The sequence below is a fragment of the Streptomyces sp. NBC_00019 genome (genome assembly GCF_045041015.1).
Taxonomy (GTDB): domain Bacteria; phylum Actinomycetota; class Actinomycetes; order Streptomycetales; family Streptomycetaceae; genus Streptomyces.
Genome location: NZ_CP108302.1, coordinates 8,466,030 through 8,483,585, shown reverse-complemented (window position 1 = coordinate 8,483,585; position 17,556 = coordinate 8,466,030). Strand labels below are relative to the sequence as shown.

The window sequence follows — 17,556 nt, the reverse complement described above, 5'->3', positions numbered from 1 at the left end:
AGCCGTACACGGCCGACCGTATGCAGTCGGCAGTCGGCAGTCGGCCGTCCACGTTCGACCTGCGCGTGCCGCCCACTCTCGGGCCCGGGCCCGGCCCAGTCGCGTCGCGTCGTGTCGCGTCGTGTCGCGGCTATTCGACCTCGTCCAGCGGCCGGCCCGCCGGCCCGCTCTCCTGCCCGCGTCCCGCGGTCTCCACGACCGCGCCCTCCCACGACAGGACCTTCCAGCCGTCGGCCGGGGAACCTTCCAGGACCACGACGCCGGTGTTGTCGAGCGGGCGGGCTGCGGCGAAGTCGATGTCGACGTTGTCGGCGCGGGCCGAGGTCCACAGCCGGATCGCCGCGCCATGGCTGACCAGGGCGACCGTGCCGACCCCGAGGGCGGCGGCCTCGGCGACGACCGCGTCGTACCGCGCGAGCACCTCGGCGCCGCTCTCGCCGCCCGGCATCCGCAGCTCCGTGTCGCCGTCCGGCCAGGCGAAGATCGTCTCCATGTAGGTCCGGCCCGCCTCCGAGTACCCGTCCAGCATCTCCAGGTCCCCGGCGGACACCTCGCGGATGCCGTCGCGGACGACGATGTCGAGGCCGCGCGCGGCGGCCAGCGGGGCGGCGGTGAGCTGGGTGCGTATCAGCGTGGAGGCGTAGAGGGCCTCGATGTCCTCGTCGGCGAGGGCCTCGGGCAGGGCGGCGGCCTGGCGTTCACCGAGGGCGGTCAGGCCGGGTCCCGGGACTGCGGTGTCCAACAGGAAGTCGACATTGGACGGGGTCTGGCCATGGCGGACAAGCAGCAGTCGCATGCAGAAAGCCTCCGGTGTCGGGTCCGCCTCCGCACAAGAAACGGCCACTTCAGGGTACCCGCCACCACATGACCCCTGACGTGGACCTCACCCTCCTGAAGCCCGGCCGGCACGCGGTCCGCGACGCGCTGCTGGCGCTGGACTGCCGGCTGTTCGAGTTCGCCGCCGAGCGGAACTGGCCGCTCGCCGAACCCGTGCTGCCGCGGCTGAGCCGGAGCGCGAACCACGGTGTGCTGTGGTTCGCCGCGGCGGCCACCATGGCGGCGAGCCGCACCCCGCGAGCCCGCCGGGCCGCCGCCCGCGGACTCGCCTCGCTCACGCTGGCCTCGCTGGCCATCAACACCCTCGGCAAGCGGTCCGTACGCCGTACCCGGCCCGTCCTGGACCCGGTGCCGCTGGTGCGGCAGCTGAAGCGGCAGCCCATCACGACCTCGTTCCCGTCCGGTCACTCCGCGTCGGCGGCCGCGTTCGCCGCCGGGGTCGCGCTGGAGTCGCCGGCCTGGGGCGCGGCGGTGGCGCCGATCGCGTGGTCGGTGGCGTTGTCCCGGGTCTACACCGGTGTGCACTTCCCGAGCGATGTGCTGGCCGGTGCGGCGCTCGGGGTGGGGGCCGCGTACGCCGTGCGGGGCATGGTGCCGACGCGTGCCCAGATCGTGCCGCCCGCCCGGCCCCGGGCCGAGGTGCCGGCACTGCCCGACGGCGAGGGTCTGGTCATGGTGGCCAACGACGCCGCGGGCAGCGCCGACCGGGTGCACGCCCTCCAGGACGCCCTGCCGCGATGCGAGGTCGTGGAGTGCCGGCCCGCCGACGTCCCGGCCGAGTTGGAGAAGGCGGCGGCCCGTGCCCGGGTGCTCGGTGTGTGCGGCGGCGACGGCACGGTGAACGCCGCCGCCGAGGTCGCCCTGCGCCACGGCCTGCCGCTCGCCGTCCTGCCGGGCGGCACGCTGAACCACTTCGCCTACGACCTGGGCCTGGAGAGCGCCGGTGATCTGGCCAGGGCCGTCCGGGGCGGCGAGGGCGTGCGGGTGGACGCGGGCCGCTTCACCTGCGACGACACCGAGGGCATCTTCCTCAACACCTGCAGTCTGGGCGTCTATCCGGAGCTGGTGCGCGAGCGGGACCGCTGGTCGCACCGGATCGGCGGCTGGCCCGCCGGGGTGCTCGCGGCCCTGCGTGTCCTGCGCGCCGACCGGCATCCGCTGGAGGCCGAGTTCCGGGGCCGGGCACGCCCGTTGTGGCTGCTGTTCGCCGGCAACGGCACCTACCACCGGGTGGGTCTGACACCGGGCCGCCGCCATGATCTCGCGGACGGTCAGCTCGACGTACGCGTGGTGCACGGCGGACGGCGGCCCGCGGTACGGCTGCTGGCGGCCGCCCTGGCCGGGCCGCTGACCCGCTCCCCCGTGCACGCCGCGGTCCAGGTGGGCCGGCTCCGGCTGGCGGGCGTGGCACCGGGCTCGCTCCTCGCCTACGACGGTGAAGTCACCCGGGTGGAAGGGGAGGTGACGCTGGAGAAGCTGCCCGAGGCGCTCACGGTCTACCGCCCCCTGCCTGGGACCTGATGGCTCGTCAGTCCATATGGCAAAACGCGGGTCTCAACATTCGACATGCGGGCGTACCGTGTCGATCACCGACAGGATGTCGAACAGGGGAGTTCAGCCATGTCGAAACCGCAGGAGACCGCCGTCTACACGCACGGGCACCACGAGTCGGTGCTGCGCTCGCACACCTGGCGCACCGCCGCCAACTCCGCGGCCTACCTGCTCGGTTCGCTGAAGCCCCACATGAAGATCCTGGACATCGGCTGCGGCCCGGGCACGATCACCGCCGACCTGGCGGTACTGGTGCCCGACGGCCGGGTCACCGGCGTCGACCACGCGCCCGGCGTCCTGGAGCAGGCCCGGGCCACGGCGGCCGGGCGCGGCCTGACGAACGTCGACTTCGCGGTCGCGGACGTACACGCCCTGGAGTACCCGGACGACACCTTCTGTGTGGTCCACGCCCACCAGGTGCTGCAGCACGTGGGCGACCCGGTACAGGCGCTGCGCGAGATGAAGCGGGTGACCAGGCCGGGCGGGTTCATCGCCGTGCGCGACTCGGACTACGCGGCGATGACCTGGCACCCGGCGTCCCAGGGCATGGACGACTGGCTGGACCTGTACCGCCGCGTGGCCCGCGCCAACGGCGGCGAGCCCGACGCCGGGCGCCGGCTGAAGTCCTGGGCGCTGGAGGCGGGACTGACCGACATCACCGCCACCTCCGGCACCTGGACCTACTCCACCGCCGAGGAGCGGGCCTGGTGGAGCGGTCTGTGGGCCGACCGCACCGTGGCCTCGGCGTACGCCGAGCGGGCCACGGAGGGTGGGCATGCCACACCGGAAGAATTGACGGCCGTGTCAGAAGCCTGGCGGGAGTGGGGAAAGCAGCACGACGGCTGGTTCGCCGTACTGCACGGAGAAATCCTGTGCAGAAAGAGTGCCTGAATCTCCGTTTCCTGGAAACCCGGAAAGCAGGAGGTTCACATTATGGTTCCCATCCTGCTCGTACTGCTCCTGGTGTTGATTCTTTTCGGCGCCGGATTCGCAGTGAAAATTCTCTGGTGGATTGCAATCGCGGTGCTCGTGCTGTGGCTGCTGGGGTTCCTGATGCGCAGCACAACGGCGGGCGGAGGCAGGGGACGCTGGTACCGATGGTGAATCACCCCGGATAATCCGGAGGAATTCACTCCCGGGGAAGCAGCGGTCCGAGCGGCCCGAGGTCCAGATTCAGGTCCTCGGGCCGCAGCCCGTAGCGCTCGCGCAGCTCGGTCATGCGGTCGTCGAGCAGCATCAGGGTGAGCCCGATCCGCTCCTCCTGCTCCTCGGTGAGACCGCCGTCGTCGAAGCGGCGCAGCGCCTGGCGTTCCATGAGCTGGCGCAGCAGCTCCACCACGGTCAGGACGAGTTTGACGAGGTCACGCTCGACGGTGTCCGGCTCGAGGTCGAGGTGGTTTCGGTGGCGGCGGGCCTGGGTCACGACGATTCCCCCCACGGCGACGGGACGTTCGCGTTCACGGAGCTGATCAGGGCGTTGAGGTCGATGCGGACGAGGTCGACGTCGGCGATGCGCAGGGTGATGTCGCCGGTGATGACGACCCCGCCGGCGAGCAGCCGGTCCAGCAGATCCACGAGGGCGATCTCTCGGCGTTCGACGACGGTCACGGCTTCTCCCCCGCGAAGGAATAGGCGGCCCACGGGCCGGTGAGTTCGACCCGCATTCCGGAAACTTCACCTTTCGTACGGTCGACCAGTTCCACGAATTCCTCGGACACGGCCCGCGGCACGAGATAGGCGGCATTGAGCACATTGCGCCCGGCCGCTCCGGACAGCTTGGCATTCTGCGGCGGGTGCAGCCGTGAATCCTCTGCGAAGACCGACAGTGATTCGTGCAGTCGGCTCGCGAATCCCTCGGCCCGCTGCCACAGGTCCTCGTGCGCCCGCACCCGGGAGCTGCGCTGCCGGAGATAGTCCCGGCCGCTGGTGGCCTTCGCCGCCGTCTCCTCCGCCGGTGCGCCGCCCTCGCCCGGCGGCTCGGTCTCGACGTACACCTTGACGCCCCACTCGACCCGCCCGGTCAGCCGTTCGAGGGTGCGGCCGAAGTCCGCCTCGCGGGCCTCCAGCATGGTGCGTACGCCGCTGTCGTCCCGGAAGACGGTGGCGAGCCGGAGCGGCAGCGGCGTCGTGACGACGGTGAGGGCGTCGATCACGCCCTGGTGGGCGCGGGCGGTCTCGGAGAGCCAGTCCAGATCCTCCAGGTGTGCGTGGAGCGGGCCTTCGGCGAAGTCCCGCTCCGGCACGTGGCTGACCACCGCGACAAGGCCTTGGTGGACCAGCAGTCTTGGCGGATCGCCCGCCACGCCTGTCAACTGGGACTGCAGGGGCGCCTTGAAGGGCCGGCAGACGGCGTACACGTAGCGCAGTCCGGTCATCAGGTCTCCTTCTCGGCTCTGCCGGGCTCCAGCCGGGCGATCCGCTCGCGCAACTCGGCGTTCTCCCGGGTGAGTTGATCACGACGGGCCTTGGTGGACAGCGCGGGGTCGTCCTCCCACCAGTCGATACCCATCTCCTTCGCCTTGTCGACGGACGCGATGATGAGGCGCAGTTTGATGGTGAGGAGTTCGATGTCGAGCAGATTGATCCGGATGTCGCCGGCGATGACCACGCCCTTGTCGAGGACGCGCTCCAGGATGTCGGCGAGGTTCGCGCTGCCGTCACCGCGGCCATAGGGCTCGGGCAGCCGTCCGGGGGTGGTCATCGACGGCTCCCGCCCTCGGCGTACTCGTAGTCCTCCTCGTCCGCGCCTTCCTCCTCGTACTCGCCCTCAGGCTCCTCCTCGCCTTCGGCCTCCTCCAGTTCGTACTGCTCCTTCTCGCCCTCCTCCTCGTCCTCCTCGGCGTACGGGCCCTCCTCCTCAGCTTGCTCTTCCTCGCCCTCGTACGCCTCCTCTTCCTGCTCGGCCTCCTCCTCGGCGACCGCGTCGTCGTGGCTCTGGACGACCTCGCCGTCGCGGATCTCGCCGCGCCAGCCGTCCTCGACCTCGCCCTTGAGCGTGACGAAGCGGACGTAGTGCTTGAGGTCGAGACGGGCCCGGCGGCCCTGGGCGCGCCAGATGTTGCCGGTCTTCTCGAAGAGGCCCTTGGGGTAGTACTCGATCACCAGCTGGACGCGGGTGAGGTTGTCGGCGAGGCGGTGGAAGGAGACGACACCCTTGGTCGTGCCCTTCGCGCCCTCCGACGTCCAGGCGATCCGGTCGTCGGGCACCTGCTCGGTGGTGTGCGCCTTCCAGCTGCGGTTGGACCAGAAGACCTTGAGCTGCCAGTCGGAGGTCGTGTCGTCGGCGCGGTCCGCGCTCTTCACGCCCTTGGCGAAGTTGCCGAACTCTTGGAACTGGGTCCACTGGTCGTAGGCGGTGCGCAGCGGCACGCCGACGTCGGCGTACTCGATGATCACGGTCGGCTTCTTGCCCGCTCCGCCCTTGCGCTTCCCCCGGCCGCCACCGAGGTTCTTCAGAGCGCCGACCACGTTCTCCTTTGCACGGGAGGCACCCAGCTCCAGGGCGGAGCGCAGCGGCCCCTTGCCCTCGGTGAGCTTGCGCCCGCCGTCGAGGGCTAGCTTGGCGAAGCCGGGGCTCTTGCCCTCGGCGATGTCGTTGAGCTTGACCGTGGTCTCGCCGAGCTTGCGGCCGGCGCCGATCAGCAGCCGCTGGGTCTGCACGGCGAGGTACTCCTGCACCTCGGCCTTGAGCCGGTCGGCGGCCTCGCTCTGGGCGATACCGCCGAGCGGGCCTGCCTTCTTCGTCGCTCCACTCGCCGCGGAGGTCGCGGATCCGACAGTCTCGGTCATCGCTCACCGCCTCCCTTCGGCACCCTGGACCTGGCACCGCGGGCGGCGGTGCGGGCCGCGGCGGTCTTCTTGCCTGTCGTCTTCTTGGCCGCCGACGTCTTCTTGGCGGCGGCCTTCTTCGCCGAAGCCTTCTTGGCGGGCGCCTTCCCGGCGGTCTTCCTGGCCGCCTTCTTCGCCGGAGGCTTCTTCTGCGCCGCCTTGCGGCGCGGCTCGGGCTCCTCCTCCGGTTCCCGGTCCGTGTCCTCGGGCTCGTCGTCGTATTCCTCCTCGGACTCCTCGTCCTCGAAGCCGAGGTCCGACGGATCCGGTACGACGCCCGCGATCTGGTCGCGGACTTCGGCGGTACGCCCGTGCAGCCGGTCGGCGATCGCGTCGATCTGCCGCTCGACCATGGCGCCCGAGGCCGCCTTGCCGACACCGCGCAGGTCCTCGCGCAGCTGGTCGCCGATCTCCTTGAACTGCGGGTTGTCCCGCAGCTGTCCGGACACCAGGTCCGCGAGCGCCCGCGGGCTCAACTGCATCCGCTTGCCGGCCACCAACGTGCCGACGGCGAAGGCCAGTTTCATCTTCTTCGTACGCCCGAGGACGTATCCGGCCCCTACCGCGAGGCCCAGTCCGAGTCGGTTCATCCTGATGTCCAGTCGTCCGTTCCGGCCCGATTGCGCGAGCCGATCTCCAGCCGGTCCAAGAGCTCGTCCTCCAGTCGGTCGAACTCCTCCTCGCCGATCTCGCCCGCCTCCAACTGCTGTTCCAACTGGGCGAGTTCGGCGCGTATCGTGGCCGGGTCGTAGTAGATGCGTTCCGCCTCGTGCAGCACCTGCCCGATCACCCACGCGCTGCCGCGCACCGGGGCGAACGGCAACAGCAGCACCTCGCCGATCAGGCCCATGTCCTCACTCCTTCGCGCTCTCGGTGCCGGCCGCGCTGCCCGCGTGCTCGGCGGGGCCGGGGTCGACGAAGCTGTACGGCGGCAGCGGGCCGTTGACCCGCAGTTCCAGATGGGGGTGGGACTTGCGGACCTGTTCCACCGCGGCCAGGAACGCCTCGGCCGAATCGCGGTCCACCAGGAACGACACGTTGGCGAGCCAGCCGGTGGACTCGGGGCCCGCGCTCACGGCCGTGGCACCGGCCTCCAGCTCGTGCTGCACCTCGGCCGCGTCCTCGGCCTCCCGTGCCTTCACGGCGGAGACGACCATCTCGCCGAGCCTGAGCTTGTCCTCGTAGGAGCCGCCGCCCGCCTGCCGGTGGGCCTCGGTGAGGGCTCGCAGCTCGGGGTTCTCGGCCATCACGCGGTGCAGTACGGCCTCTTCGTCGTGCGTGGCCTTGACGTTGTACTCGACCTTGCCGTCCAGCGTCCGCAGCCGCTCCTGGTAGTGCTCGGCGCGTTCGCCGAGGACGTTGACGACGGTCCGCTCGTCGGGTGCGACGCTGCCGAACCGCATGGGCAGCACACAGCCGCCCGAGCCGGCCTCGGCGAGCACGTTCTGGTGGGCGAGCAGGTCCTTGCGCTTGGGCCGCAGCCCCTCGGGCGCGTCGCTCACGACGGCCGCGAGATCACCCGCCGTGAGGACGCGCACGGGCCGCGGCGGGTCGCCGACGCCCGTCAGGTCCTCGGACAGCGAGGCTCCGGAGCCGCCGATGATGCCGTACACATACGTGCTCACTCCTGCTCCTCCTTCCGGCGCGCGGCGGTCGACTTGCGGGCGCGCGGCCTGGGCTGCGACTCGCCCTCCTCGCGGGCCTGCTTGAAGGCGTCCGAGACGGTCTGCGCGGCACCGCTCAGCGCACCCTTGGACTTGCCCCGGGCGCCGGACTCGGTGACCTCACCCACCAGGTCGGGCAGACCGGGACTGCGGTGCGGACCGGCCTCGAGGTCGAGGCGGTTGCACGCCTCGGCGAAGCGCAGATAGGTGTCGACGCTGGCGACGACGACCCGGATGTCGATCTTGAGGATCTCGATGCCGACCAGGGATACCCGTACGAACGCGTCGATCACCAGGCCCCGGTCGAGGACCAGTTCCAGGACGTCGTAGAGGCCGCTGGTGCCGCCCGAGCCGCCGCTCTGTTGTGCCGGGACAACGGTCATGCCGACCGTGCCTCCTTATCTGTGAGTGTGAGGGGAACGGGAAGGCGACCTAGCGGCCGCCGGCCCTGTGTGAGTCGGCCCGCCCGCGTTCGTAACGGCGAACGCGCCGGTAGCCGGTGAGTTCTCCCTGCGGGTCCAGTTCGACCTGATAGCTCGCCATCAGGCTCATCGTGTCCGGAACCCGGGCGAGCTCGAGGACCTCGACCTCCAGTGACCAGCCGTCCTCCGTCTGCCCGAAGGACGACACCGACTCGGCGGACATGCCGGTGAGCTCCTCGAGCTGGGTGCGCCCATGACGCAGCACCTGCATGGGCCTCGGCCGGTCTTCCGCGGTGTCGCTTTCCGCTCCCTTGCGTGATTCCCGTGAGTTCTGTGTGTCTGATGTGTTTTTTGTGTTCGACATGGCCACCTCTCACTCCGGGTGGCCGTAAGTCCGTTGGCCAAACCTTCACGATGCAGGTGGGTCAGCCGCGCAAGGCGTTGAGCCTGCGCCGGGCGGGGCCGAGGGCGCGGCCCTTGGTCATCACACCGGCCCAGGGGTTGGTGCGGGCCTGCTCGACGGCGTCCTCGATGCTCCAGCGGCGGGCGTCGAGGCCCGGGTCGTCGAGCTGGGTCCAGGACATGGGGGTGGCGACGGGGGCGCCCGGTTTCGCGCGGACGGTGAACGGCACGACGGCGGTCTGGGCGTAGGCGTTGCGCTGTATGTCCAGGTAGAGCCGCTCGCCGCGGTCCTTCTTGCGGGCGGCGGTGGTGAACTTCTCGGGGTGGGCGGCGGCGAGGGTGTCGGCGACGTCCTTGGCGAATTCGCGCACCTCGTCGAAGTCGTGGTGCCCGGTCACCGGGACCACCACGTGCAGACCGCGCGAACCGGTGGTCATCAGCGCGGAGGGCAGTTCCAGCTCGTCGAGGAGCTCCGCCAGCAGCCAGGCCGCCTCGTGGACCGGCGCGAAGTCGTCGCCGAAGGGATCGAGGTCGAAGACCATCCGGTCGGGCTGTTCGACGCGTCCGACGCGGGACAGCCAGCGGTGCAGGGTGAGACAGGCCTGGTCGGCGAGGTAGACCAGGGTGGTGGTGTCGTCGCACACGGTGTGGCGGACGGTGCCGCCCTCCTTGGTCACCTCGACGCGGCTGAGCCAGTCGGGATAGCTCTCCGGGGTGTTCTTCTGCATGAACCTCGGGCCGCCGACGCCGTCCGGGAGCCGTTCCAGCATCAGGGGGCGGCGACGCAGGTGCGGCAGCATGAAGGGGGCGACGGACCGGTAGTAGTCGACCAGGTCGGACTTGGTGTACTCCTTGCCCGCCCCGTCGCCGGGGAAGAGGACCTTCTCCGGCCGGTGCACCTCGACGGTGCGGCGCCCGGCCCGCACCGTCCGGGTGGCGTCCTTGCTCACCGGACGATCGCCTCCTCCACCAGCAGCCGTGCGGCGGCCGCGATGGACTCGGCGTCGATGGCCGCGGCGTGCAGCTGCTCGTCCGGCGCTGCCGAGCCCGGCATCGTGCGGACGGCCAGGCGCACCAGCCGCGGGACGGGCCGCCCGTCGACGAAGGCGTCGAGCACGGCGTCCCCGAGGCCGCCCTCCTCGTGGTGGTCCTCCACCGTCATCAGACAGCCGGTCTCCTCGGCGGCCCTGCGCAGGGTGAGCCGGTCCACGGGCTTGACCGAGTACAGGTCGACGACCCGGACGGCGATCCCTTGCTCCTGGAGCGCGTCGGCGGCGGCCAGCGCCTCGTGCACGGTGACTCCGGCCGCGACGACGGTCAGCCGGTCCCGGTCGGAGGAGCGCAGCACCTTGCTGCCGCCGACCGGGAACTCCTCGCCGGGCGCGTAGATCACCGGCATCTTGCCGCGCGAGGTGCGCAGATAGCGGATGCCCTCCAGGCCCGCCATGGCGCCGACGAGGTGCGCGGTCTGGTTGGCGTCGCACGGATACAGCACGGTCGAGCCGTGCACCGCCCGCATCATCGCCAGGTCCTCCAGACCCATCTGCGAGGGCCCGTCCTGTCCGATGGCGACGCCCGCGTGCGAGCCGACCAGGTTGATCCCGGCGCCGCTGACCGAGGCCATGCGCACGAAGTCGTACGCGCGCGTGAGGAAGGCCGCGAAGGTGGAGGCGTACGGCACGAAGCCGCGCGCGGCGAGTCCCACGGCCGCGGCGACCATCTGCTGTTCGGCGATGTAGCACTCGAAGTAGCGGTCGGGGTGTTCCTTGGCGAAGAACTCCGCGCGCGTGGAGTCGCTCACCTCGCCGTCGAGGGCGACGACGTCGCCGCGGCCGGTGCCGAGGGCGGCGAGGGCCTGGCCGTAGGCGTCGCGGGTGGCGACGCCGTCCTCGGACCCCTTCTCCCAGCGGGGCAGCTCGAGGTGTCCGGCGCGTACGGCGTGCAGCATGCGGGCGGCGGGCGGCTCGTGCACATGGATGCGGACGTCGCGGCGGCCGCCGAGTTCGGCGATCGCCTCGTCGGCGTCGGGCAGCGGCTTGCCGTGCAGGCCCTCACGGTCCTGGACGGCCTCGACGCCCTTGCCCTTGAGGGTGCGGGCGAGGATCACGGTGGGCTGCCCGGAGGTGGAGATCGCCTCGCCGTACGCGCGGTCGACGGCGTCCACGTCGTGCCCGTCCACCTCCACGGTGTGCCAGCCGAAGGCCTGGAAGCGACGGGCGTAGGCGTCCAGGTCATGGCCGTGCCGGGTCGGGCCGCGCTGGCCGAGCCGGTTGACGTCGACGATCGCGGTGAGGTTGTCGAGATGCTCGTACGCGGCGTGCTCGGCGGCCTCCCACACCGACCCCTCGGCGAGCTCGCTGTCCCCGCACAGCACCCACACCCGGTAGCCGGTGCGCTCCAGCCGCTTGCCGGCGAGCGCGATCCCGACACCGACCGGCAGGCCCTGCCCGAGCGACCCGGTGGCCGTCTCGACCCACGGCAGCCGCCGGGGCGTGGGGTGCCCCTCCAGCCGGCTGCCGAGCCGCCGGAAGGTGGCCAGTTCGGCGTCGTCGATCGCGCCGACGGCCTTGTAGGAGGCGTAGAGGAGGGGCGAGGCATGCCCCTTGGACAGCACGAAGCGGTCGTTTCCGGGGTGGGCGGGGCGGTCGAAGTCGTAGCGGATGTGGTGGGCGAGCAGTACGGCCATCAGATCGGCGGCGGACATCGACGACGTCGGATGCCCGGACCCCGCGGCATCGGCCGCGCGCACACTGTCCACGCGCAGCTGCTGTCCCAGGTCGACGAGTTCAGCGGTGTTCATGAGTCTCCCTCTGCGGGGGTGGCGGGACGGTCGGGGCGCTTGGCGGGGCCGGGGGCGGTGTCCGGTCGGGTGCCTTGGCAGGGCCGAGGTTCCTGACGGGCTCGCCGCCGGGCTGGTTTTTGGCCGGTTCGCCTCCCGGCTGGTTCTTCGCGGGTTCGCCGCCCGGCTGATTCTTCGCGGGTTCGCCGCCGGGTCGGCCCTCGGCGGGCTCGGCGGCCCCTCCGTTCCCGGCGGGTCCCTCGCTCGCGGCGCTCTCCGCGGGCTCCTCACCGGGGCGGTCCTCCACCAGCCCCCGCGCGCTCGCATCCGGCCCCCGCTCCGGCCGTCCCGGCACCCGCGCCAGTTCCGGCGACGCCGTGTCCAACGGCACCGACCAGGACCGCACGAGCCCCAACTGCACGGCCTGGCACGGGAGTACGGACTCCAGCAGCCAGTCCGCGGCGACCCGGACGCGGTTGCCGGGCATCGCCGCGAGGTGGTAGCCGCGGGTGACGAGGCCTGCCAGCGGTCCGGGCAGCGGGACGCCCAGCGGGTTGGCCGCGGCCTTGGTGCCGCCGAGGTCGACGACGAAGCCCAGGTCACGGTGGCGGTACGCGAGACGGTCGCCGATCCCCAGCGACGCTGCGACGTTCCGTGCCGCGACCTGTCCATGCCGCCAGGCATGCTGCGCGGTCATCGGTGTGAAGGAACCGGGGTCGTTCAGATCGGGCACCGCGGCCGCGTCCCCGCACGCGAACACCTCGGGCCGGCCCGGCACCTGCAGGTACGGAGCGACGATCAGCCGCCCCCGCTCCAGGGGCTGCCCGACACCCTCGACCAACGGATCGGGCCGTACGCCGACACACCACACCAGCGTCCGCGTCTCGACGAACTCCCCGTCGGACAGCAGGACTCCCTCGTGCGTGGCCTCCTTCACGGAGGTCCCCATGCGTACGTCGACGCCCCGCTGCCGCAGCACCCGGTCGGCGGTGCGCGAGAGCCGTTCGTCCATCTCGGGCAGGACGCGCGGCGCGACGTCGAGCAGCAGCCAGCGCGGCCGCACCCCGTCCCGCGGCGGGCGCCCGCGCACCTGGGCGTCCGTGTACATCTGCCCGTGCGCGGCGACCTCGGTACCGGTGTAACCGGCGCCGACCACCACGAACGTGCGGCGGGCGGCACTGTCCTTCGCGCCGCCCGCGAGTTCCATCTGCCGGGTGACGTGATCGCGCAGATACAGCGCCTCGGGCAGCCCCCGGAACCCGTGCGCGTGCTCGGCGACACCCGGGATCGGCAAGAGCTTGTTGACGCTGCCGACGGCGATCACCAGCCGGTCGTAGGGCAGCGTGCCCACACCGCCCTCGGGGTCCGTGTAGCGCACGGTGCGCCCGTCCAGGTCGATGCCGTCGGCCTCGCCGAGCACCAGGCGCACCCCGGGCAGCGTGCCCGAGAGGGACACGGTGACCCGGCGCGGCTCCAGGATGCCGGCGGCGACCTGGGGCAGCAGGGGCAGGTACAGGAAGTAGTCGGTCGGGTTGAGCAGGGTGATCTCGGCCTTGTGCCGGGTGAGCCGGGACAGGGTGCGGGCCGTCCGGTACCCGGCGAAACCGGCGCCGACGATCACGATGCGGGGTCGACTCACAGTGTGCCTCCGGGGCTGTCACGTACCTCGGGAGACTTCCGCGTAACCCTGGTCAGGGGGCCCAAACGTGCGCCGGTTTCCGTGGATGCCACCGGGTACCCGGACCGCGTCCCGTTCGTGGAACCACCGGAGGCACCCATGCCCGAGTACGGCTACTTCCTGTCCTGCGAGGAGTTCGGCCCCGCGGACCTCGTCGAGCAGGCGAGGATGGCCGAGCAGGCCGGGTTCCGCTCGCTGTGGATCTCGGACCACTACCACCCGTGGAACGACGCCCAGGGCCAGAGCCCGTTCGTCTGGTCGGTCCTCGGCGCGCTCTCGGAGGCGGTGTCGCTGCCCGTGGAGACGGCGGTGACCTGCCCGACCGTGCGCACGCACCCGGCGGTGGTGGCGCAGGCCGCGGCGACCACGGCGGTGATGACGGAGGGCCGTTTCCGGCTGGGGGTGGGCAGCGGCGAGGCTCTCAACGAGCACATTCTGGGCCATGTCTGGCCGCCCGCGAACATCCGGCTGGAGATGCTGGAGGAGTCGATCCAGATCATGCGCCGGCTCTTCACCGGCGAGGAGGTCAGCCACCACGGCACCCACTACACGGTGGAGAACGCCCGCCTCTACACGGTCCCCGACCAGCCCGTCCCCATCGACATCTCCGGATTCGGCCCGGCGGCGACCTCGCTCGCGGCCCGGGTGGGCGACGGCTACATCACGATGACGCCGGACGAGTCGATGGTGGCCCAGTTCCGCAAGGGCGGCGGGGGCGCCAAGCCGGTCAGCGGCGGGACCAAGGTCTGCTGGGGCACGGACCGCGAGGAGGCCGTACGGACCGTGCACCGGCTGTGGGCGAATCAGTTCCTGCCCGGTGAGATGGCCCAGATCCTGCCCTCGCCGAGCCACTTCGAGCAGCTCCAGCCGCTGGTGACCGAGGAGTCGGTGAGTGAGAAGGCGGTGTGCGGGGACGACGTCGACGAACACGTGGCGGCACTGTCCGCGTTCGCCGACGCGGGTTTCGACCGGATCTACGTCAACCAGATCGGCCCCGCCCAGCGTGGCTTCTTCGACTTCTACCGCACCAAGGTGCTGCCCCAGCTGCAACAGGCCTGACGACGATGAAGCTGCATCTCCCGGCGGTGTCCGTGTACACGGTGCCGACCGATGCCCCCGAGGCCGACGACACCCTGGCCTGGGAATCCACCACCATGGTGGTCACCGAGGTGACCGCGGGCGACGCGACCGGCACCGGCTGGACGTACGGCCCGCGGGCGGTCGGCGACTTCCTGCGCGGACACCTGGCCCCGCTGGCCGTTCCACCACGCATCACGCCCGGTGGCTCGGCTGCTCGGGGTCGATGTCGTCGGGACGCGGCGGTACGCCGGGGCCGGGCATCCCGGCTGCCGGTGTGCCCGCACCGGGCGCCCCGGTCGCCCCGCCCACGCCGCCGGGCGCGACGGGCGGCACCGGCGGATACGGCATGCCGGTCCCGCCCGGCGGGGTGGCCGGTGCCTGGCCACCGATGACGTGGTCGCCCTCCGGCGTGGGCCGGGACGCGGAGGGCCGGGCGGCGCCGCGCAGCACATAGGCGGCGACCCCGAGGATCGCCGCGGTGATCAGCGCGGCGGCCCAGTCCGGCAGCCCGAGGGCGAGGGCCAGCCCCACCGCCAGGGCCAGGGCGGCGCCCGCGTAGAGGGCGACGGCGCCGGACGCGGCGTACAGCATGGCCTTGCGGCGCTGCTTGCGAGTCTGCTCGCGCAGTTCCTCGCGCACGGTCTCGCGTGTCACCTGGGCCAGCTCCTCGACCAGGTGCTTGTCCAGATGCTCAAGATGATCCAAGCGGTCCATGGCCCCCGGGTACCCGTACACCCGTACGCATAACGCGGTCCGTCACGGCCACCCGTACGGGCCCGTGCCGTGCAGGCCGCCGAGGCCCTGGCGCCGCCCCGCCCGCACCCGGGCACCGACACTGCGGTGACCAACGTGGCGGTGGGTCCGGTCGCGGCCGTCGTGGACCGCACATGGGACATCGCGCGCAAGGCCATGGGCTGACCCACTGACCCACTGAGGCATGCGTGTCCGGCGGCCAGGGTGCGGGGATCGCGTGAAACGATCTCCTGCCCCGGCCGCCCCTATTAGGCTCGTCCGCATGGACATTCTGGGAGCCACGCTGCGCGTCTGCGTCGACGACCTGGAGACCGCGGTCCCCTTCTACGAACGCCTGGCCGGCGGCCCGGCCCTCCGCTTCGAGCGCGGCGGGGTCCAGGTGGCCGCCGTCGGCTGCTTCCTCCTGATGAGCGGTCCCGAGGCGGAGTTGGAGATCCTGCGCAAGGTCGCCGCCACGATCGCCGTCAAGGACGTCGACGAAGCCCATCGGGTACTGACCGAACTGGGCGCGCGTGTCATCGCGGGACCGGTGGGGACACCGGCCGGGCGCAATCTGATCGCGATGCATCCGGACGGAGTGGTGTACGAGTACGTGGACCGGCGGGCGTAGGACCGGGGTCACCGCATACGGAAGTCGTGGCGGTCCGGCAGCGGTTCGTCGCTGACCCGCTCCCACAGCCGCCCGACGGCCTCCGCCCCTTCCCTCAGGTCGGCGACCTCGAAGCCCTCCTCGAACACGGCCCGCGCCTCCTCCCGCCTGCCCTCGGCGACCAGCAGCCCGGCCTCGATGAACCGGAATCGCCCGCGGGCCCGCGTCGCGGGACGCAGTCGCGCCCACACCGACCGCGCGTCCCCCGTACGCCCCACCGCGAGGAGCGCCTCGATCGCCTCGCGGCCGAGCGCGGCCGTGGCCGCCGTCCAGGCCTCCCCCGCGTCGCGCCGCTCCCGGCACAGGTCGTCGAAGGCCTCGGCGTACCGGTCGGCGGCCCGCTCGCGGTTGCCCACCTCCTGGTCGGAGACGGCCAGGCAGCGCAGCAACGGCCAGACGGACGGGGCGAGTTCAAGAGCTCGCTCCCAACTCCGCACGGCCTGCGCCCGGTCGCCGGCGTGCCACTGGGCGACGCCGAGGTGGTACTCGGTGTGCGGGCCTGCGGGCGCGGTCTCCAGCATGTCCCGCCAGTGCTGGGCGACGAGCGTCTCGCCGGGCGGCCGCACCCGGCCCGACTCCGGCAGCACTCCGGCCCGCAGCAGCTCCAGCCAGGGTTCCTGCGCCTCACCGAGGGTGCTGTCGTCGAAGGGCGTACCGGGCAACTTCCGGTCGATGCGCAGCACTTCGAGGGCGCCCCAGCCGGATCCGGTGGCGAGGATCTCGCCGGGTGCGGTGTCGGCGTGCGGTTTCCAGGCGGCGTACGCGGCGTCGACGTCGGCGCGCGGGAGTACGGCTTCGAGCCGCTCCTCCGCCTTCTCCGCCTGTGCCGGGGAGTTCAGTGGCCCGTACGCCTCCAGCCACGACACCTCGCTCTCCGGGTCCAGCCGGACGTGCTCCAACTGCGTGCGCGCGAGGCCCGCCTGGATCTCGCAGTAGCCCTCGGTGCCGGGTTCGGTGAGCCATTCCTGCCAGCGTCGCCCGCCCGGCCCTGATCCCCAGACGAACAGCTTGCGTCCGCGCAGTACGTCGGTGGATGTCTGTACCAGTCCGTGACCGTCCTCGTCGAGGGCGGCGATCCAGCGGCGCCGCGCGTCGGGAAGGTCGTAGAAGTAGTCGGCCGCGTGCGGGAGTTGCCGGATCTCCTCGTGCGTCGGAACGGGCACCGTCCGCAGTCGTCGCTCGTATCCGAAGTGCCATGCCTGCTGCGCGGGCGCGAGGATTCGGCGTCGCTCCGGCACGGCGATGTTGGACCACCAGTACGTCGGCACCGGCTTCTCGTGCGGATTGCGGATGCGGACGCCGACGTACAGGAAGTCGGAGCCGTCCGGCAGCCAGAGGTCGACCTGGAAAGGCAGGTCGCGCAGCCGTTCCCACTCCCACAGGCGCAGCATCTCTCCGCCGTCGGGGGCGGGGACGCGGGCGGCGTGCAGGGGTGCGCAGGCGAGGGTGGTGTGGCCGGTGGCGCCGATGTTCCATTCGATGCCGCCGGAGAACCAGGCGCCGTTGAGGGCGAACGCGGCGGGCTGGAACACCGGGTTGCGGTACAGGAGTTCGCGGCCGGACGGCTTGTGGAGGAGGGAGGCGATCCGGCCGCCGAGACCGGGGAGCACGGTGGCCCGCAGCCGGTCGTTCTCAATCACGAGGGCATCGATCCCGCGCGGCTCGCGCACCCGCTCGTAGCCGTCCCGGAGGTGCACGGGAAGCAGGCTGCGCAGGGGCTCGTAGCCGATCTGGCGGGCCATCTCCGAGGGCAGGTCGTCGCGGTCGTCGACGCGGTGGAGCTCGTCGAGCGGCCGCAGCGGGGGCAGCGGGTTGTCGGGCCCCAGCTCCGCGGCGGGCAGCGTCAGTACCTCACGTCGGATCGTCGTCACGATCGCCATGGAAGCCGCTCGCCGGGGAGCTGAACAGGGGCG

22 protein-coding genes and 1 pseudogene are annotated in these 17,556 nt (G+C 71.8%); 7 read left to right on the top strand and 16 right to left on the bottom strand.

Annotation, left to right across the window (positions count from 1 at the left end; genetic code table 11):
- Window positions 1-130 precede the first annotated feature (130 nt).
- Window positions 131-796, bottom strand: coding sequence for a histidine phosphatase family protein (locus OHU89_RS39310; RefSeq protein ID WP_405649751.1), 666 nt, complete (start codon window positions 794-796; stop codon window positions 131-133).
- A 68-nt stretch (window positions 797-864) separates the two neighbouring features.
- Between OHU89_RS39310 and OHU89_RS39305 the strand changes: the two genes are divergently transcribed.
- The 3 genes from OHU89_RS39305 (at window position 865) to OHU89_RS39295 (ending at window position 3,492) form a co-directional block, all read left to right on the top strand.
- Window positions 865-2,358, top strand: coding sequence for a bifunctional phosphatase PAP2/diacylglycerol kinase family protein (locus tag OHU89_RS39305; protein ID WP_405649749.1), 1,494 nt, complete (start codon window positions 865-867; stop codon window positions 2,356-2,358).
- Between the two features lie 99 nt (window positions 2,359-2,457).
- The gene (locus tag OHU89_RS39300) at window positions 2,458-3,279 is read left to right on the top strand and encodes a methyltransferase domain-containing protein (RefSeq protein WP_405649747.1); all 822 of its coding nucleotides are present in this window, start codon (window positions 2,458-2,460) and stop codon (window positions 3,277-3,279) included.
- A gap of 42 nt (window positions 3,280-3,321) precedes the next feature.
- Entirely contained in the window at window positions 3,322-3,492 is a 171-nt protein-coding gene (locus OHU89_RS39295) for a hypothetical protein (protein ID WP_046257982.1), read from the top strand.
- Window positions 3,493-3,517: 25 nt separating this feature from the next.
- Here OHU89_RS39295 and OHU89_RS39290 read toward each other — a convergent pair whose 3' ends face one another.
- The 13 genes from OHU89_RS39290 to OHU89_RS39230 form a co-directional block, all read right to left on the bottom strand.
- Window positions 3,518-3,811 (bottom strand): gas vesicle protein K, encoded by a 294-nt coding sequence (locus OHU89_RS39290; RefSeq protein WP_405649745.1) that lies wholly within the window; start codon window positions 3,809-3,811, stop codon window positions 3,518-3,520.
- Window positions 3,808-3,996 carry a gas vesicle protein gene (locus OHU89_RS39285; RefSeq protein ID WP_046257980.1) on the bottom strand — a complete coding sequence of 63 codons (189 nt, stop codon included), beginning with the start codon at window positions 3,994-3,996 and terminating at the stop codon, window positions 3,808-3,810. Before OHU89_RS39285 ends, OHU89_RS39290 begins: the two co-directional genes overlap by 4 nt.
- Window positions 3,993-4,763, bottom strand: coding sequence for a GvpL/GvpF family gas vesicle protein (locus tag OHU89_RS39280; protein WP_405649742.1), 771 nt, complete (start codon window positions 4,761-4,763; stop codon window positions 3,993-3,995). The genes OHU89_RS39285 and OHU89_RS39280 overlap by 4 nt, the downstream gene beginning before the upstream one ends.
- Window positions 4,763-5,089, bottom strand: coding sequence for a gas vesicle protein (locus OHU89_RS39275; protein ID WP_266820796.1), 327 nt, complete (start codon window positions 5,087-5,089; stop codon window positions 4,763-4,765). Before OHU89_RS39275 ends, OHU89_RS39280 begins: the two co-directional genes overlap by 1 nt.
- Window positions 5,086-6,177 (bottom strand): SRPBCC family protein, encoded by a 1,092-nt coding sequence (locus tag OHU89_RS39270; RefSeq protein WP_405649740.1) that lies wholly within the window; start codon window positions 6,175-6,177, stop codon window positions 5,086-5,088. Before OHU89_RS39270 ends, OHU89_RS39275 begins: the two co-directional genes overlap by 4 nt.
- A complete protein-coding gene (locus tag OHU89_RS39265) occupies window positions 6,174-6,806 on the bottom strand; it encodes a DNA primase (protein WP_405649738.1) in 633 nt (210 codons plus the stop codon). Before OHU89_RS39265 ends, OHU89_RS39270 begins: the two co-directional genes overlap by 4 nt.
- Complete coding sequence (locus tag OHU89_RS39260; protein WP_405649737.1) at window positions 6,803-7,066, bottom strand: gas vesicle protein GvpG; 264 nt, start codon at window positions 7,064-7,066, stop codon at window positions 6,803-6,805. The genes OHU89_RS39265 and OHU89_RS39260 overlap by 4 nt, the downstream gene beginning before the upstream one ends.
- A gap of 4 nt (window positions 7,067-7,070) precedes the next feature.
- Window positions 7,071-7,841, bottom strand: coding sequence for a GvpL/GvpF family gas vesicle protein (locus tag OHU89_RS39255; protein ID WP_405649735.1), 771 nt, complete (start codon window positions 7,839-7,841; stop codon window positions 7,071-7,073).
- A complete protein-coding gene (locus OHU89_RS39250; protein ID WP_266886081.1) occupies window positions 7,838-8,263 on the bottom strand; it encodes a gas vesicle structural protein GvpA in 426 nt (141 codons plus the stop codon). Before OHU89_RS39250 ends, OHU89_RS39255 begins: the two co-directional genes overlap by 4 nt.
- Before the next feature lie 49 nt (window positions 8,264-8,312).
- Window positions 8,313-8,666, bottom strand: a complete 354-nt coding sequence (locus OHU89_RS39245) for a gas vesicle protein (RefSeq protein ID WP_405654847.1) — start codon at window positions 8,664-8,666, stop codon at window positions 8,313-8,315.
- Between the two features lie 61 nt (window positions 8,667-8,727).
- Window positions 8,728-9,654, bottom strand: coding sequence for a non-homologous end-joining DNA ligase (gene ligD, locus OHU89_RS39240; RefSeq protein ID WP_405649733.1), 927 nt, complete (start codon window positions 9,652-9,654; stop codon window positions 8,728-8,730).
- Window positions 9,651-11,504, bottom strand: a complete 1,854-nt coding sequence (locus OHU89_RS39235; RefSeq protein WP_405649731.1) for a transketolase — start codon at window positions 11,502-11,504, stop codon at window positions 9,651-9,653. Before OHU89_RS39235 ends, ligD begins: the two co-directional genes overlap by 4 nt.
- Window positions 11,491-13,122: an NAD(P)/FAD-dependent oxidoreductase gene (locus OHU89_RS39230; RefSeq protein WP_405649729.1), complete on the bottom strand. Its 1,632-nt coding sequence runs from the start codon at window positions 13,120-13,122 to the stop codon at window positions 11,491-11,493. Before OHU89_RS39230 ends, OHU89_RS39235 begins: the two co-directional genes overlap by 14 nt.
- Window positions 13,123-13,260: 138 nt before the next feature.
- Here OHU89_RS39230 and OHU89_RS39225 point away from each other — a divergent pair, with 138 nt between their 5' ends.
- Together OHU89_RS39225 and OHU89_RS39220 are read left to right on the top strand one after the other, a co-directional pair.
- The gene (locus OHU89_RS39225) at window positions 13,261-14,220 is read left to right on the top strand and encodes a TIGR03557 family F420-dependent LLM class oxidoreductase (RefSeq protein WP_405654844.1); all 960 of its coding nucleotides are present in this window, start codon (window positions 13,261-13,263) and stop codon (window positions 14,218-14,220) included.
- 5 nt (window positions 14,221-14,225) lie between these two features.
- Window positions 14,226-14,417 (top strand): annotated as a pseudogene (locus OHU89_RS39220) (mandelate racemase); the annotation flags it as partial.
- Window positions 14,418-14,433: 16 nt separating this feature from the next.
- On the opposite strand, the gene OHU89_RS39215 reads toward OHU89_RS39220, so the two are convergent.
- The gene (locus OHU89_RS39215) at window positions 14,434-14,955 is read right to left on the bottom strand and encodes a phage holin family protein (protein WP_405649727.1); all 522 of its coding nucleotides are present in this window, start codon (window positions 14,953-14,955) and stop codon (window positions 14,434-14,436) included.
- A 69-nt stretch (window positions 14,956-15,024) separates the two neighbouring features.
- Here OHU89_RS39215 and OHU89_RS39210 point away from each other — a divergent pair, with 69 nt between their 5' ends.
- Complete coding sequence (locus OHU89_RS39210; protein WP_405649726.1) at window positions 15,025-15,159, top strand: hypothetical protein; 135 nt, start codon at window positions 15,025-15,027, stop codon at window positions 15,157-15,159.
- Between the two features lie 97 nt (window positions 15,160-15,256).
- Window positions 15,257-15,604: a VOC family protein gene (locus OHU89_RS39205; RefSeq protein WP_266886099.1), complete on the top strand. Its 348-nt coding sequence runs from the start codon at window positions 15,257-15,259 to the stop codon at window positions 15,602-15,604.
- 8 nt (window positions 15,605-15,612) lie between these two features.
- Here OHU89_RS39205 and OHU89_RS39200 read toward each other — a convergent pair whose 3' ends face one another.
- Entirely contained in the window at window positions 15,613-17,523 is a 1,911-nt protein-coding gene (locus OHU89_RS39200) for a DUF5107 domain-containing protein (protein ID WP_405649724.1), read from the bottom strand.
- Window positions 17,524-17,556 lie beyond the last annotated feature (33 nt).

Bases quoted from the DNA above. Each gene is read 5' to 3' on its own strand.
- OHU89_RS39310 (WP_405649751.1), bottom strand. From the start codon at position 796: ATGCGACTGCTGCTTGTCCGCCATGGCCAGACCCCGTCCAATGTCGAC.
- OHU89_RS39305 (WP_405649749.1), top strand. From the start codon at position 865: ATGACCCCTGACGTGGACCTCACCCTCCTGAAGCCCGGCCGGCACGCG.
- OHU89_RS39300 (WP_405649747.1), top strand. From the start codon at position 2,458: ATGTCGAAACCGCAGGAGACCGCCGTCTACACGCACGGGCACCACGAG.
- OHU89_RS39295 (WP_046257982.1), top strand. From the start codon at position 3,322: ATGGTTCCCATCCTGCTCGTACTGCTCCTGGTGTTGATTCTTTTCGGC.
- OHU89_RS39280 (WP_405649742.1), bottom strand. From the start codon at position 4,763: ATGACCGGACTGCGCTACGTGTACGCCGTCTGCCGGCCCTTCAAGGCG.
- OHU89_RS39275 (WP_266820796.1), bottom strand. From the start codon at position 5,089: ATGACCACCCCCGGACGGCTGCCCGAGCCCTATGGCCGCGGTGACGGC.
- OHU89_RS39270 (WP_405649740.1), bottom strand. From the start codon at position 6,177: ATGACCGAGACTGTCGGATCCGCGACCTCCGCGGCGAGTGGAGCGACG.
- OHU89_RS39265 (WP_405649738.1), bottom strand. From the start codon at position 6,806: ATGAACCGACTCGGACTGGGCCTCGCGGTAGGGGCCGGATACGTCCTC.
- OHU89_RS39260 (WP_405649737.1), bottom strand. From the start codon at position 7,066: ATGGGCCTGATCGGCGAGGTGCTGCTGTTGCCGTTCGCCCCGGTGCGC.
- OHU89_RS39250 (WP_266886081.1), bottom strand. From the start codon at position 8,263: ATGACCGTTGTCCCGGCACAACAGAGCGGCGGCTCGGGCGGCACCAGC.
- OHU89_RS39245 (WP_405654847.1), bottom strand. From the start codon at position 8,666: ATGTCGAACACAAAAAACACATCAGACACACAGAACTCACGGGAATCA.
- OHU89_RS39235 (WP_405649731.1), bottom strand. From the start codon at position 11,504: ATGAACACCGCTGAACTCGTCGACCTGGGACAGCAGCTGCGCGTGGAC.
- OHU89_RS39225 (WP_405654844.1), top strand. From the start codon at position 13,261: ATGCCCGAGTACGGCTACTTCCTGTCCTGCGAGGAGTTCGGCCCCGCG.
- OHU89_RS39215 (WP_405649727.1), bottom strand. From the start codon at position 14,955: ATGGACCGCTTGGATCATCTTGAGCATCTGGACAAGCACCTGGTCGAG.
- OHU89_RS39205 (WP_266886099.1), top strand. From the start codon at position 15,257: ATGGACATTCTGGGAGCCACGCTGCGCGTCTGCGTCGACGACCTGGAG.
- OHU89_RS39200 (WP_405649724.1), bottom strand. From the start codon at position 17,523: ATGGCGATCGTGACGACGATCCGACGTGAGGTACTGACGCTGCCCGCC.